The sequence below is a fragment of the Saprospiraceae bacterium genome (assembly GCA_026129545.1).
Classification (GTDB): domain Bacteria; phylum Bacteroidota; class Bacteroidia; order Chitinophagales; family Saprospiraceae; genus M3007.
In genome coordinates this window covers 2,268,187-2,283,481 of sequence record JAHCHX010000001.1, presented here as the reverse complement: position 1 = coordinate 2,283,481, position 15,295 = coordinate 2,268,187, and the positions used below count along the sequence as shown (strand labels likewise).

Below are 15,295 nucleotides of genomic sequence, written 5' to 3'. Positions count from 1 at the left end.
AACATTGGTGCAGTTCCTTTGCAGCAAATTTTTTAACAGCCCTTCATGTGATGAATTCACGTTTAATTTTTGCGTTAGTCCTTTCCTTCCTGACCTCTGTTTCCTTCATTCAAGCCCAAAACGGCACCCTTTCAGGCGTCATCATTGACGGCGAAACCAAAGAAACCCTTATCGGCGCCACCATTCGTTTGCAAGGCGCTGAATTATTGGGCGCTATTTCAGATTTTGATGGCTTCTACTCAGTGCGAAACGTGCCGCCCGGCACTTACAATGTCTCGATTTCGTACACTGGCTACGACGAGAAGACCATCACGGGTGTAGAAATCAAACCCGACGAAAAACAAACACTTGATGTCGTACTCTCCACCGCCGCTTTTGTTTTCAACGAAGTCACCATCGTGGAATACCGCAAAACCAACACGGTGGCGGCGGTATTGCTGGAGGTGAAGCAAGCCAAACAGGTGGTGAGCGGGGTATCGAGCCAGCAAATCGCCAAATCGCAGGACAACAATGCCGCACAAGTGTTGCAGCGCGTGCCGGGCATCACGATTGTTGACAACCGTTTCGTGATGATTCGCGGCCTGAGCGAGCGCTACAACAATGTGATGATTAACAACGTGACGGCGCCGAGCACCGAGGTGGACAAGCGCACGTTTTCGTTCGACCTCATTTCGAGCAGCGTGCTCGACCGGATGTTGATTTACAAATCGGGTTCAGCCGACTTGCCCGGCGATTTTGCGGGAGGTGTCATCAAATTGTTCACCATTGACGAGGTGGAGAAAAATTTCACCAAAATCAACGTGGGGCTTGGCTACCGCCAAGGCACCACAGGCAAGCCTTACTTCCAAAGCGAAGGCTCGCCGACCGACTTCTTGGGTTTCGACAGTGGTTTTCGGCAATTGCCGAACAATTTCCCCGATACGCGCACCTTGCAGTCGTCGGCCCGCAATGCGCAAATCCGCCAAGATGCGGCGCATACCTTGCCCAACAATTTCAACCCCACAGAGCGCACCGCATCGCCTGACTATTCGGTAGGTCTGAGCCTCGGTCGCAACATGACGCTCGGCACCAAGCGCCTTACCACGCTCACCACAGTCAACTATTCTACTAGCTTCCAATACTACTTGCGTGATTTCTACCGCTATTTTGAATGGGAAGACCGCACCAATCCGATTGACGTGCGCTTCCAGTTTGATGACCAAGTGTATGAGAAGCAGAATCGCATCAGCGTGCTATCCAATTGGAAATTGCGCCTAAATGAACGCAATAGCATCAGCTTCAAAAATCTCTTCAACCAAATCGGCGAAAACGAGACCATTCTCCGGCGGGGCTTTGACTTCATTCAGCGCCCCGGCGACAACCTGAGCAACTATCTGCTCGGCTATCGCAGCCGCTCTATCTACACCGGACAGTTTGAAGGCACACACGAACTGACCCCCAACAGAAATCTGCATTGGGTGGCAGGCGGCAGTTTCCTCCGCGAGTTGGAGCCGGATTTGCGCCGCTTCCGCACCTATCAGCCTGGCGGCCAAGCGGAGCGTCCTTTCATCATGCAGCTGCCCCCTTCGTCGAACCTCTTCGAGACAGGGCGCTACTATGGCAAAATGTTCGAGGTGTCGGCCAATCACGGTTTGGATTACACTTGGTCGTTCGCGGGCGTGGGTGGCAAAAAATCCAATCTCAAAGGCGGGTACTATGTTGACTATCGCTACCGCGATTTCGAGTCTCGTTACCTCTCTTATCTGTATCCCGGGTTCTTCGACCCGACCATTGGCCAACAACTTTCCGAGCTGCCGCTCGACAGGATTTTCAGCAAAGAAAATATCCGCACGCAGGATGGCTTCGTCATCGAGGAAGGCACCCGCCCCATTGACTCCTACGATGCCAACAGCTTGACCACCGCCGGATATGTCGGGACGGATTTGCCCTTGGGTCGTTTCGATGTTTCGTTGGGCGTTCGCGGCGAGTACAACGTTCAGCGCGTGAACAGCAACAATGACTTCGAGGAGATAAAAGTGAAAAATGAGGTGCTTTCGCCGTTGCCCTTCATCAATACTGGTTTCAATATCAATGAGAACTCGGTATTGCGCTTGGCTTACAGCCGCACGGTGAATCGCCCCGAATTCCGCGAATTGGCTCCCTTCCTTTTCTACGACTACAAGTTGGAGGCAGGTCGCGTAGGCAACCCCAATCTCACTCCCGCCACGATTGACAACCTTGATTTGCGCTTCGAGATTTACCCGCGTGTGGGCGAGACGTTCAGCATAGGGGCTTTTTACAAATACTTCAACGACCCCATCGAGAACAGAACCATCATCACGACCGAGCAACCCAATTTCACCTATATCAACGCCGATTATGCGCGGAACTATGGTGTGGAAATAGAGTTGCGCAAATCGCTGCGCGGCGTGACGAACAGCCCCTTCCTCGACAATTTCGCCATCAACGCCAACGCCTCCATCATCCGCTCCGAGGTGGATTTGGGCGCATCAGCAACGGCACAGCAGCGCGTGCGCCCCTTGCAAGGCCAGTCGCCTTACATCGTCAACTTTGCGCTCTACTACGACCAACAAAACATTGGCCTATCGGGCAGCCTTGTCTATAACATCTTTGGCGACCGCATCTTCTCGGTGGGCGATGTACTCTTCCCCACCATCTACGAATTGTCGCGCAACAGTCTTGACCTGACCATCACGAAGCGCATCGGCACGCGCACCTCTTACAAGCTGGGTATCCAAAACCTCCTGGATGCGCCCTTCCGTTTCTTCCAAGACTCTGACCGGAACGAGAAAATCACGGATGTTGACCACGCGATATTCACTTTTCGGCGTGGCCAACTCATCAATCTGTCATTTTCCTACGATTTGAACAAATAACAAACTCATTCACACACAAATTTTTATCACCTCGTTATGAAAAATTTTCTGAGCATTCTGGGTATCGCTACCCTTATGGTTATTGTCTCCTGCAAGGATAAGGATGACCCAATTGTAACCCCTCCTCCCACCGATGACGTGGTCAAATTGACGGGCAACCTCACAACTCGCACACTCACCGCTGACAAAAAATATCTGCTCGAAGGACAAGTGTTCGTCCGCGACGGTCAGACGCTCACCATCGAGCCGGGTACTATTATCTTCGGCGACAAGCGCACCCGCGCCACGTTGATTATTGACAAAGGCGGTCGCATCGTGGCCAACGGCACCGTTGACAAGCCCATCGTGTTCACCTCCAGCCAAGCAGAAGGTATCCGCGACCGCGGCGACTGGGGCGGCTTGGTCATTCTTGGCCGCGCCAACTGCAACCAGCCTGACCCCGCTATCGAAGGCATCACGCCTGCCGTGACTTTCGGCACCTTGAACTCCACGCAGTTCGACAATGAGAGCTCCGGCTCGCTCAAATATGTGCGTGTTGAGTTCGGTGGTATCGAACTTACGCCCAACAACGAGACCAACTCCATCACGTTGGGTGGTGTGGGCCGCGGCACCGAAATGGAATACTGCATGGTTTCCTTTGGTGGCGACGACGGCTTCGAATGGTTCGGCGGCACGGTCAACGCCAAATACCTCGTGTCGTTCTGCACTTGGGACGACGACTTCGACGTGGACTTCGGCTGGAGCGGCAACGTACAACACGGCCTCGCTGTGCGCTATCCCGGCTTTGCCGACCAATCGCAATCCAACGGCTTCGAGTGCGACAACGGCCCGAACGACAACGACGTGCAGCCTTACACCACTGGCGTTTTCTCCAACATCACCGTGCTTGGCCCCATCAAGACGGGCACTTCCACAGGTAATGCCAACTACGCTCACGCCATTGACTTGCGTCGTCGCACGGCTGTATCCATCTTCAACTCTGTGTTCGCTGGTTTCCCGCGCGGCCTTCGTTTCAATCAAGCTTCTGTGACGGCTCAGTATCAAGGCGGCACTGGCGTATTGGCCAACAACATCTTGGTAGGCACTGCCAACGCCACCACTTTCAACGCTGGCTCTGGCGTGACGGTGGCTGACGTGGAAGCATACTGGAAATCTGCCAACACCGTCATCGACGGCCCTGCTTCCGATGCCATCCACCAAGGCGTGGGCATCAATCCCGAATGGTTCTTTGGCACTCGCCTTGCCGACCAATATCCGAGCAACCCCAACTTCGTGGTTACTTCGGGCGATGCGGCAACAGGCGCTGCGTTCACCAACCCGAAATTCAGCGAGCCAAACCGCGCAGGCTTCTTCAATGCCGTGACGCACCGCGGCGCATTCGCTGGCAACGACTGGACGAACGGCTGGGCTGATTTCAACCCGGTCAACACGAAATACTAATCGCTCGGTGGCCCAGCCACTTCATCTGACATAGACAGGAGCCATCCCGTCCCGATTTGGGGAGGTGATGGCTCTTGTTTTTTGTTGCCCAACCGATTTTGAAAAATTGACTTTTTTTGCGAAAAACATCTCCGCAACATGAAATACGCACTCCTTATCCTGCTCCCATTTTTTTTTGCCGCTTGCCAACAAACCATAGGAAAAAAACCCGACGAGGCGCTGGAGCGCCAAACCCTCAAAAGCATCATTCGATATATTGGCAAACTTCCGCCCAAAGGCGCTACCCACGACAACAAATTCGCTCCCGCATTCGACGAATACTACGACCAACTCGCCACCCAACACCGCATTGACCTCTATCACCAAGATGCCAAGACGGGCGATATTTACCTGCTCGTGAGCCGCATAGCGCCCAGCCTGCAAGTCAAGCGCGTCGCCACGGGCATACACCTGCGCATGGCGGGCGACAGCATCACTTACTACAACGAAGTGTTTCGCACATGGAAAATGCCGGAAGCGGAGCTGTCCAAAAAAGGCTCCATGCTCTTCGCCAAAATGGTGAAAGGCGAAGACCTCACGCCCTACTATCCTCAAAACTCGGGCAAAGAAGAGTACATTGAGTTTCCTGACCCGAAGGTTCATTTCGACACGCAAAAGCGTCGCTGGGTGATGGAAGGCGAAGACCCGCTTGAGGAATACAGACCCACGACACAATAGGAATATGCCTCTTTTGGCCTTTCGTGACAAATGTCACATACCAGTCGCCCATGACTGTGCTACTTTTGTTCGCATTTCTACGAGCCATTCAAGAACAAAAATTCAGTCATGCAAAAACTTTTTTTCCTGCTGCTCCTGCTTGGAGGCATTTCTTGTAGCCATTTGGAGGCACAGTCCCTTGCTGTCAGCCCCGACGATTTTGAGAAAATGCTGCAAAGCGACAAGAGCGTCCAATTGGTGGACGTGCGCACCCCCGCCGAATTTGCCAAAGGCCACATCGAAGGGGCGGTGAATCACAATTTTTACGATGCCGATTTCGCCCAGAAAATGGGCCGTTTGGACAAAAAGCGCCCCGTGATGGTCTATTGCGCCGTCGGAGGGCGCAGCGCATCTGCTTCCGAGCAATTGAAAAAGTTAGGTTTTGAAAAAGTCTTCGACCTCGCGGGCGGCATGGGCGCGTGGAACAAGGCAGGAAAGAAAGTGGTGAAATAACTATGGGGACGAAGTATTGGGAAATTTTTGTCAGCAACTTTAAAGGCTACGCCAACTACCTCTGGAACACGGTGCTGAACCCGTCGTGGGGCAATTTTTTCTATTGGCTCATCGGTATTTCATTGGCCGTGTACGCGCTCGAACTACTGTTCCCGTGGCGCAAAAACCAGCCGCGCATCCGCGAGGACTTCTGGCTCGACACGTTTTATATGTTTTTCAACGTGTTCATCTTCTCGCTCGTGGGCTACGCGGCGCTTTCCAGCGTGGTGGCGGAAGCCTTCAACGATTTTTTGAAAAACGTTTTTGGCGTTCGCAACCTCGTGGCGCTCAATATCGCCTCATGGCCGGGCTGGTCGCAGCTGCTGCTGCTCTTCCTCTTGCGCGATTTCATCCATTGGAACGTCCACCGGCTGCTGCACCGCTCGCCGTGGTTGTGGCAATTCCACAAAGTGCATCACTCGGTGCAGCAAATGGGTTACGCCGCGCACCTGCGCTACCACTTCATGGAAAACATTGTTTATCGAACCATCGAATACCTTCCGCTGGCGATGCTCGGCTTCGGCATTCAGGACTTCATCATCGTCTATTTGTTCGCGCTCACCATCGGGCATCTCAACCATGCCAATATCTACCTGCCGCTCGGCCCGTTGAAATATATTTTCAACAACCCGCAGATGCACATCTGGCACCACTCAAAGGAACTCCCGAAAGGCAGCTACGGAGTCAACTATGGCATCTCGCTCAGCTTGTGGGACTACCTTTTCGGCACTGTCTGGATGCCTCACGACGGGCGCGACATCGAGTTGGGTTTCCCCGAAGTGGAAAAATACCCGCACGGATTTTTGGAACAGGTAGTGGAACCGTTCAAGAATAAGAGTTGATGAGTGGGTGGATGAAATCGAGGAGTTGAACGAGTGCATTTCAAATTGCCGCTTCTGTACGCCCAAACGCTGTTCCGGTACATATCGGAACAGCGTTTCGATTTATGCCCAACGGAAAACGGTTTGCGAAACAATGCCCGTTCAAATCCTTGAAAATCATTGTTATCAATCAAGACAATCTCACAAATCATTTTCTTCTGGGCACACTTGCGGCAATTTGAAATGCACCCGAATTTGAGGCAGTCAAGTTTGGACTTCACTTTTTGACCGTTTGGGGCGGCGATGTTTACTTTTTCCCAATACTTTTGGCGCTGTTTCGACCACGAAGCACTCGTTCATTTTTCTCAACCCCCGTCCGCTGCGCTTGGCCGGGCAAGCCTTCAACGAGCCAACAACTCAACGTCGCCATGAAGCATTCCTCCTCTCGACGCGATTTCCTCAAAAAAGCAAGCGGCGCGGCAGCAGCCCTCACGCTGGGCACTGACTTGCTGGCACACGAAACGCGCATCCTGCGCCCGGATATCCGCATATCTTCCAATGACAACATCCGGCTGGGGCTTATCGGCGCGGGCATCATCGGGCACTACGATATTGATACCGCCCTAAGGATACCCGGCACGGAACTCGCCGCCGCTTGCGACCTCTACGACGGGCGCCTCGAATATGCCCGCGAAAAATGGGGCAATGGCCTCTTCACCACCCGCGACTATCGAGAGGTGCTGGCTCGACCCGACATTGACGCGGTATTCGTCTGCACGCCCGACCACTGGCACGCACAAATCACCATAGACGCGCTCAAAGCAGGCAAGCACGTTTATCTCGAAAAGCCGATGGTGCAACGCATCGAGGACGGCCACAAAATCATCGCCGCGCAACAAAAAAGCGGCAAGGTGGTGCAAGTGGGCAGCCAGCGCGCCAGCAGTGTGGCCATGGTGGAGGCTCGAAAACAAATCGCTTCGGGTATCATCGGCGAACTTACATATGTGGAGGCGGCTTACGACCGCTGGACGTCGCGCGGTGCGTGGAACTATTCCATCCCGACCGATGCTTCCCCGACGACGGTGGATTGGGAACGTTTTCTGGGCGGCGCACCCAAGCGCCCGTTCGATGCGACGCGGTTTTTTCGCTGGCGCAATTACAAGGACTACGGCACGGGCGTGGCGGGTGACTTGTTCGTCCATCTGCTCACTGGCCTTCACACCATCACCAGCTCGCTGGGGCCGACGCGCATTTTTGCGCTCGGCGACTTGAATTATTGGAAAGACGGCCGCGACGCTTACGACTTGATGACGGGGCTGATGGATTACCCGAAAACGGCTCAACATCCTTCGTTCCAGTTTTTCCTGCGCTCCAACTTGGCCGATGGCATGGGCGGCAGCGGTGCTTTCCGGCTGGTCGGCACCGACGGCTACATCGAAATGGGCTGGAACGAGCTCACCGTCAAGCACTTCAAGCGCCCCCTGACCGATGGCTACGGAGGCTATGATTCGTACACCAGTTTTTCGGCCAAACAAAAAGAGGAATTCAAAAAATGGTATGATGCCAAATACGGCAAAGCCTCCACAGAGCGCCTCGTCGGCGAGCCAATCACTTTCAAGCCCGAACCGGGCTACGACGACCGCTATGCGCATCTAGTCAATTTCTTCGAATCGGTGCGTTCCGGCAAACCCAACATCGAGGATGCCTCATTCGGCCTGCGCGCTGCCGCGCCCTCGTTGCTGTGCAACACAAGCGCGGAAAAAGGGAAAGCCATTTACTGGGACCCTGTTCAGATGAAGGTGTTGAAAAAAGGATGAACGATTGAACCAAAGCCCAACTTTCCGAAAGCTTGAAACTTTCGGAAAGTTATTCAACCAACCATCCAAACCTTCCTCATGTCCCGTATCGCCTACTGGCTTTGTGCCGCCCTAATCGTTGCCGCCGCCGTTTTGTATTACCCGAAATGGAAGCAGCCGAACACCGAAGCGACCCTTAGTTGGGACGTGTCGGGCTACTACCTTTATTTGCCTGCGGCGCTGATTTACAAGGATATAAAGCAATTAAAATGGTGGGGCGCAGTCGAGGAAAAATACCATCCCGGCCCCGGCATGGGGCAGGCATATCAGCATCCGTCGGGCAATTGGGTGATGAAATATTCGCTCGGGCAGGCGCTGCAATTTCTCCCTTGGTTCACAGCGGCGCACTTGTTGGCCGAGCCGCTTGGATACCCAGCAGATGGTTTTTCGCTGCCCTATCAAGCGGCGATTAGTTGGGGGAGCTTGCTGGTGGCGCTTATCGGGTTGTGGTTTTTGCGAAGGGTGTTGAAAATGTATTTTTCCGACAATGTCGTGGCGGCAGTGTTGGTCTGCATCGTGTTTGGCACGAACTATCTGGAATACGCCAGCATAACGGGGGCGATGACGCACAACTGGCTCTTCACGCTCTATGCGCTTCTGCTGTTTGGCACCATTCGTTTTTACCAAAACCCCTCGTTCGGCTGGGCGGCGGCGATTGGGCTGCTCGTCGGGTGGGCGACGCTGACTCGCCCGACGGAGATTATTTCGGCGGTGATTCCCTTGCTGTGGGGAGTGGGTTCGTGGGCAGCACTGCGTGAGCGGTTTTTATTTTTCAAAAACCATTTTTCAAAAATTGCCCTCGCGGGACTCGTAGCGGGCGGCGTCATTTTCCTGCAACTCGCCTACTGGAAATATGCGACGGGCGAATGGCTCGTGTACAGTTATCAGGAGCAGGGATTCAGCTGGTTCAGGCCGCATTTTTCCGACGTTTTGTTCAGCGCGCGCGCAGGTTGGCTGGTCTATTCGCCGATGATGATTTTTGCCGTAGCGGGACTTTTCTTTTTTAAAAAAAATCTTCTTTCCGCGATTTTACTTTTCTGTTTTGCAGCACTTTACGTCACGGCGGCGTGGGACATTTGGTGGTACGGCGGCAGCCTCGGCCAGCGGGCGATGGTGCAGAGTTACCCCCTTTGGGCGTTCCCGTTGGCGGCGTTCATCACTTGGATTTCGCAACGAAATTGGCGAAAATGGATTTTCGTGCCATTTGCTGGTGTGTGCATTTACCTGAACCTGTGGTGGACGCATCAGGCGCACCGCGGCAAGGGCCTTTTTGTGGCGGAACAAATGACTAAAGCCTTCATGCTGAAAGTGTTGGGGCGCTACGAACTGGAGCGCGACTGGCTGAAATTGCTCGACACGAAGGAGGAATTTAAAGGCTCGGAACGACGCAATGTGCGAGAACTTTACACCAATAACTTTGAAAACGACACGACAGGCGTGACTTCCGAAGCACCGATTGCAGGCGCTAAGTCTTTGATTTTGAATAATGAAAAACAATTTTCGCCTGAATATGCTTTGCCGCTGAACGCCGATGAACAAGGCTGGCTGCGAGCTTCCGTCACGTTCCGCTGCGACCCGAAGGAGTGGAACTGGTGGCAGATGACGCAGTTCGTCGTGCGGTTTTACGACGGCGACAAAATCGTGAAGGAGCGCATGACTCGACTCCAGCGCCATGTGGACGGCAGCGAAGTGAAGACGATTTTTTTCGACACAAAAATTCCGGGAAAACCTTTTGACCGCGCCGTCGTGCTGTTCTGGAATTCGGGCAGCGACAAGACGGTGAGGTTGGACGATTTGAAAGTGGAGGTTTTTGAATAAATATTAACAAAAATAGTTTCTAAATTTGCAGGGAAAACCTGCATTCAAATTATAGTCAACGCAGAGTGGTTTTGAACGAACAATCCAACCTTTTCTAATCTTTCTGTTCAAAACCACTTTGCGCCGACTATAACAAAATTTTTGCGCCATGAAAAATTCCTTTGCTACCCATATTATGCAGTTGTCCCATTTTGTTACGATTCTCGCAACCCTATCATTTAGTACTGTTTTCGGTCAGTCAACATTATTGCCATTACCTACAATTATTGAGCCTTCTTCATGTACCACACAAATTTGCTCACCACAAACAGAAGGTTATCCGTCACCATATATTTATCCGTATGAATGTTCTATTGGAATTGAACGCTATTTGTCTAGATCAATTGAAATGGGTTTTTTAGCAGACCTAAATTTTGAAGGTTACACATCCAATTGCACTCCTCCACATAAGCAGGGTGAATACTGCCCAGCCCTATATTGTGAGATGATACAAAACTTACCGCTAATGGACGCCCAATTTATTAGAGGCGTATACCAAGCAGGAGCCTTTCATGAGTTTGAATTCTTCCGCGGCAATCCATGGTATAATCTTGGGTATCAGATAGTCAGAGATATTAACCATGCGTATGATTGTGCGGGCAAACCACGGCCAATCATTCAGGCATCAGCCATTGACAATGGCGACTTAGGCAATTTTATTATTTCTGAAAATGTACAGGATGGTATTGATAGACATATTCCACTCCCACTGATAGTAAAGTATTTTAGCGATGATTATTACCCTGAAGACAAAGATGATCTCGACCCAGATGCTCCATCGACCTATAGTTATTATTTCAACTCAAATGGAACGCCGAAGGCCGACCTCTATTTTAAAAAAGCACGTTTAAGTAGCGCGGATGGAGGATATAGTATTGACAAAGTTGAAATGCGTATGTGGTTTTTATATCAGTGCATGACTCTCATTGATTTTGGCTACTCTGCAATTCACATGGGCTTATACACTAATTATGCTAATCACGATGTAGATCCAGAATATCAACATCTATATAGATTGACCAATAAAATCAGGCAGTACGCCAATGAAAATAACAAATTTGTTTTGTTAAGTGGAGAATCTCCTTATTCAAATATAGACAATGGACAAAGTGCAAGACTATTTGGCACTGATTTTCTAATCTTTGATTTTGATAGTAGAGCCATGCGGCCAAGAGAAATCTCTTCACCACAAGTCAACGGTGATGGCGTCGGATGTGATGACCCCATTGCTTCAGATGCCCTTTTTTTGTTTAGCAACCCTAATTCTGAGTGTTATGACGAAGATTTTCCAGCTGTAGTAGACCCTTGCACTATTAATAGCGCAGGCGGGACCGTTGGCGGCTATCCCCCCAATTTAGATGGCAGCGGTCCAAATATGGGGTGCCAATACGAGCAAGTGCCCTATGTAGTTCACTATGATGGTTTCTCTCCACCTATGAACCCTTGGCAACCCTCACCTTTACCACCAGTTCCAAACAATGAAATTGTCAGTACGTTAACTTGGGGATGGAATGATCATCGTTGGTTTAGTGAATTGAGTTTAGATTGTCAAAAAAAGTGGTTTGAGTATTTCTATTGTGACAGAAGAAATTACCATGGTGGACATGGCTATGTGCCAATACCTGGAATAATCAGTGCGGGGTATTACGAACCAAATACCCCACCATATAGTGAGCTAGTCCTATATATTGACAATCCATTATTTGAAGAATACATCGCCGAAGCCCTTAAGCCGAAAGTGCCTGAAATATTGATTACAGAGATCTGTACATATCCAAACAAATGCAAACCAGTATGCAAAGGTAACCATGCTAATCCTGCGAAACTTTGGCAGGTATCTCCAGCTCATTATAAAATAGAAGTTGGCAGTAAAGATTGCTCTTCTGTTTATTCAATTCACATTAAAGATCCCAATGGAAATTGGCTTCCTCAACAAATCGGAGATACCTATATCTTATACCCATCTATCCCTGGCGATTATAGAATTGGAATTAGACAAGATAACTTAGCTTTGCCCGTAAATACATACGGAACTCAGACAATCGATACACTAGTCCATCTCTTTGCAGAATGTTGCATTGCACAAAAACCTATTTTAGAGTGCTATCCGTTAATTGAAATTCGACAAAATTGCATCAGTGAAGATGCCGAGAAATTTGTGTATGAATTTGAACTGGAAGCGGCTGATTTGACCTCAACTCTTCAAAATATTCGTCCTACTAGTAATAGATGCCAACTTAATTCTATCAATTACTCCATAGAAAATCATACTGCTGATGGAATTGCATATATTTACGATAAACAAAATCCCACTTTGGAATTTTTAGTCGATTATTTGGATACTGAAGGGCTTAAAGAAATATTGATTAGAGAGACTCTGGACTCTTGTACTGGCGGAACATCTTATCGAGAAAACCAAAATAAATTTACTAAGAAACATTCAATTCCTGCATTTATTCTCTTCCCAAACCCTGCATATGATAAGATACAAATAAAATGTGATTTCATAGAAGACGAAATAATTGAAATAAATTTTTATGATGCTTTAGGGCGATTAATCAACACCGACAAGCGCAGAATTACTGAAGTTGGGGACTTACTTGAGTACGATATTACACAATATCCCTCTGGTGTTTATACAATTGTCTTATCTGGGTCTGCAGGAACTCGCCTATTTAATAAGTTCACAAAGCTAAAAAACTGACCTTCTATGATTGACTAAACTTTCCGAAAGTTGTCAACTTTCGGAAAGTTTATCTACTGAAAACAACTCCTAACCCATGCAATTTCTCCGCCGCAACTACCTCTACTTGCTGTTCCTGCTGCTGCTCCCAGTCATGTTCAACCGCATTCGGGGCAATCCGCGCAGCGTCATTTGGTCGGACTCGGAGGGCTACTACCTGTACCTGCCGGGCGTGTTCATCATCGGCGATATGCACAAAATCCCCGAAGGCACGGTGTGGCCGCAGCGCAACGCGCAGGGCGAGATCCTCATCAAATACACCTGCGGCGTGGCCATATTCGAGGCGCCGTTTTTCCTCGTGACGAAGTGGTATTGCCAGTTGAAAAACTACGACTGGAAAGATTATTTCAATGTCCACTACTGCCGGGCGATGGCGATTTGCGGCTACGTTTTTGGTTTCGTCGGCTTGTTTTTCTTGCAAAAAACCTTGCGACGACGACATTCTGAAAAGGTCGTTTTCTGGACTTTGCTGGCGACGTTTTTTGGCACTAACCTCTTCCACTACACCACACGGGAGATGAGCATTTCGCACGTTTATTCGTTCTGCTTGTTTGCTTTCACAGCTTGGCACTTGCCGCGTTTTTATGAAAAACCTTCTTGGGCAAACGCCGCCGTGCTCGGCGGCGCGCTCGGCTGGACGATCTTGATTCGCCCGACGAACGCGCTGATTCTCCTCTTCGTCCTGCTCTATGATGTGTATTCATGGCGGACTTTGAAGGAGCGGGCGCGATTTTTCCTGAGGAATTTGCCCAAACTCGGCGCGGCAGCGCTCGCGGCTTTTGTCTTTTTGTTTCCCCAAATGCTCTACTGGCACGAGATGACGGGCAGTTGGGTGCGCTATTCGTACACCGACGAGAAGTTCATTTATTGGAACAAACCGAAAATACTCGACGTGTTGTTCGATGTACAAAACGGCCTTTTCCTCTACTCGCCGATGGTGTTGCTCATGGTCTTGGGCATTTTCATCGGGCTGCGCGAGCGCAAATATCACGCCCCTGCGCTCCTGCTGATTTTCTGCCTCGCCACCTACATTTTTGCCAGTTGGTGGGCGTGGTGGTTCGGTGGGGCCTTCGGCCACCGATGCTATGTGGAATATTATGCGCTGCTGGCGCTGCCGTTGGCAGGTGTTTTTGAAAAAATATTCGCCTTGCGCTCCAAACTGTTGCGCTGGCTCATTCTCGCTGTCGTGGTATTTTTGATGTATTACGGCACGAAAATGTCGTTCCTCTACACATGGCTGCCCGGCCCCTGGGACGGCGTTGACTGGCGCTGGAATTTTGAAAAAATCAAGTGGGTGTGGTCGTATTTGTTCAAATGGTGATTTCGTCATTGTCGTCATTAAGATAATTAGGTGGATTTTTCAAAATGGCGGAATGACGACAATGACGAATGACGTTCAATGACGGTAAATGACGAACAACGAAATCCCCCGCCGCTTCTTCCAATTCGACCGATGGCTCGGCGCTGCGCCTGTCGGCAGCGGCAATATCAATGATACTTTCCGCATTGATTTTGAGAGAAATGGCGTGCAAGAAACTTGGTTGCTCCAGCGCCTGAACCACCTCGTTTTCAGAGACCCGGATGCCGTGATGCGGAATACGGTAGCCGTGTGCGAGCACCTTTCCGAGCGAGATTTTCCCTATAAAATAGCTATGCCCCAAAAGGCTTTGGATGGGCAATACTTGCAGCATGACGAACAGGGAAATTGCTGGCGCGTGTTTCCTTTTTTTGAAAACACGTTCGCGCCCGAAGGCGTGGCGGATGCCCATGTCGCCTACGAAGGAGCGCGGGCCTACGGCGCGTTTGCGCGGGCACTGCGCGACTTTCCGCCAGAGCGACTGCGCGAGACCATTCCGGGTTTTCACGACACCGACCGACGCTGGCAGGTGTTCTTGGAGGTGTTGGAAAAAAATCCCGTGAATCGCGCCGAGGTTTCCACGCCCGAAATCGAGGCCATGTTGGCAGCCAAGCCTATTTTTGAAAAAATAAGCCGATTGAAACGCAGCGGCGCCCTGCCGCTCCGTGTCACCCACAACGACACCAAAGCAGGCAACGTGCTGCTCGACCTGACGCTCCGCAAGGCTGTGGCCGTGATTGATTTGGATACGGTGATGCCCGGCACGCTCCTCTCCGATTTTGGCGACATGGTGCGCACTTTTGTGCCCACTGGCCGGGAAGACGGGGCTGAACCTGTCTCGCTTCGCCTCGACATTCTCGACGCGCTGCAACACGGTTTTTTGGAGGAAACCTCCGATTTTTTGCTTCCCGCTGAAAAGGAAAATCTTCCGCTCGGCGCGGCGTGGATTGCTGGCGAGCAGGCGCTGCGTTTTCTCACCGATTGGCTGGCGGGAGACGTCTATTACAAAATCCGTTGGCCGGAACACAACCTCGTTCGAGCGAGGAATCAATTGGACCTGTTCAAAGAGTTGAGAAGGGTTGAGGTTTAGAGGTCTC

The 15,295-nt window shown here is 50.8% G+C and carries 10 protein-coding genes; all 10 read left to right on the top strand.

What is annotated here, in order from left to right:
* The first annotated feature begins 50 nt into the window (after positions 1–50).
* The 10 genes from KIS77_08685 to KIS77_08640 all read left to right on the top strand — a co-directional run bounded on the left by KIS77_08685 (position 51) and on the right by KIS77_08640 (position 15,288).
* Positions 51–2,876: an outer membrane beta-barrel protein gene (locus KIS77_08685; protein MCW5922406.1), complete on the top strand. Its 2,826-nt coding sequence runs from the start codon at positions 51–53 to the stop codon at positions 2,874–2,876.
* A gap of 36 nt (positions 2,877–2,912) precedes the next feature.
* Positions 2,913–4,316 carry a hypothetical protein gene (locus KIS77_08680; GenBank protein ID MCW5922405.1) on the top strand — a complete coding sequence of 468 codons (1,404 nt, stop codon included), beginning with the start codon at positions 2,913–2,915 and terminating at the stop codon, positions 4,314–4,316.
* A 138-nt stretch (positions 4,317–4,454) separates the two neighbouring features.
* Entirely contained in the window at positions 4,455–5,033 is a 579-nt protein-coding gene (locus KIS77_08675) for a hypothetical protein (protein MCW5922404.1), read from the top strand.
* A gap of 108 nt (positions 5,034–5,141) precedes the next feature.
* Positions 5,142–5,525, top strand: coding sequence for a rhodanese-like domain-containing protein (locus KIS77_08670; GenBank protein ID MCW5922403.1), 384 nt, complete (start codon positions 5,142–5,144; stop codon positions 5,523–5,525).
* A 2-nt stretch (positions 5,526–5,527) separates the two neighbouring features.
* Positions 5,528–6,406: a sterol desaturase family protein gene (locus KIS77_08665; protein ID MCW5922402.1), complete on the top strand. Its 879-nt coding sequence runs from the start codon at positions 5,528–5,530 to the stop codon at positions 6,404–6,406.
* 407 nt (positions 6,407–6,813) lie between these two features.
* Positions 6,814–8,202, top strand: coding sequence for a Gfo/Idh/MocA family oxidoreductase (locus KIS77_08660; GenBank protein ID MCW5922401.1), 1,389 nt, complete (start codon positions 6,814–6,816; stop codon positions 8,200–8,202).
* A gap of 78 nt (positions 8,203–8,280) precedes the next feature.
* Complete coding sequence (locus tag KIS77_08655) at positions 8,281–10,059, top strand: hypothetical protein (GenBank protein ID MCW5922400.1); 1,779 nt, start codon at positions 8,281–8,283, stop codon at positions 10,057–10,059.
* Between the two features lie 148 nt (positions 10,060–10,207).
* Positions 10,208–12,802, top strand: a complete 2,595-nt coding sequence (locus KIS77_08650; GenBank protein ID MCW5922399.1) for a T9SS type A sorting domain-containing protein — start codon at positions 10,208–10,210, stop codon at positions 12,800–12,802.
* A 76-nt stretch (positions 12,803–12,878) separates the two neighbouring features.
* Positions 12,879–14,162 carry a glycosyltransferase family 39 protein gene (locus KIS77_08645; protein MCW5922398.1) on the top strand — a complete coding sequence of 428 codons (1,284 nt, stop codon included), beginning with the start codon at positions 12,879–12,881 and terminating at the stop codon, positions 14,160–14,162.
* An 88-nt stretch (positions 14,163–14,250) separates the two neighbouring features.
* Positions 14,251–15,288: an aminoglycoside phosphotransferase family protein gene (locus tag KIS77_08640; protein ID MCW5922397.1), complete on the top strand. Its 1,038-nt coding sequence runs from the start codon at positions 14,251–14,253 to the stop codon at positions 15,286–15,288.
* The last annotated feature ends 7 nt before the right edge of the window (positions 15,289–15,295 follow it).

Excerpts from the sequence above, each read along its gene's own strand:
- KIS77_08685 (MCW5922406.1), top strand. The coding sequence starts at position 51 with ATGAATTCACGTTTAATTTTTGCGTTAGTCCTTTCCTTCCTGACCTCT.
- KIS77_08680 (MCW5922405.1), top strand. The coding sequence starts at position 2,913 with ATGAAAAATTTTCTGAGCATTCTGGGTATCGCTACCCTTATGGTTATT.
- KIS77_08675 (MCW5922404.1), top strand. The coding sequence starts at position 4,455 with ATGAAATACGCACTCCTTATCCTGCTCCCATTTTTTTTTGCCGCTTGC.
- KIS77_08670 (MCW5922403.1), top strand. The coding sequence starts at position 5,142 with ATGCAAAAACTTTTTTTCCTGCTGCTCCTGCTTGGAGGCATTTCTTGT.
- KIS77_08665 (MCW5922402.1), top strand. The coding sequence starts at position 5,528 with ATGGGGACGAAGTATTGGGAAATTTTTGTCAGCAACTTTAAAGGCTAC.
- KIS77_08660 (MCW5922401.1), top strand. The coding sequence starts at position 6,814 with ATGAAGCATTCCTCCTCTCGACGCGATTTCCTCAAAAAAGCAAGCGGC.
- KIS77_08655 (MCW5922400.1), top strand. The coding sequence starts at position 8,281 with ATGTCCCGTATCGCCTACTGGCTTTGTGCCGCCCTAATCGTTGCCGCC.
- KIS77_08650 (MCW5922399.1), top strand. The coding sequence starts at position 10,208 with ATGAAAAATTCCTTTGCTACCCATATTATGCAGTTGTCCCATTTTGTT.
- KIS77_08645 (MCW5922398.1), top strand. The coding sequence starts at position 12,879 with ATGCAATTTCTCCGCCGCAACTACCTCTACTTGCTGTTCCTGCTGCTG.
- KIS77_08640 (MCW5922397.1), top strand. The coding sequence starts at position 14,251 with ATGACGAACAACGAAATCCCCCGCCGCTTCTTCCAATTCGACCGATGG.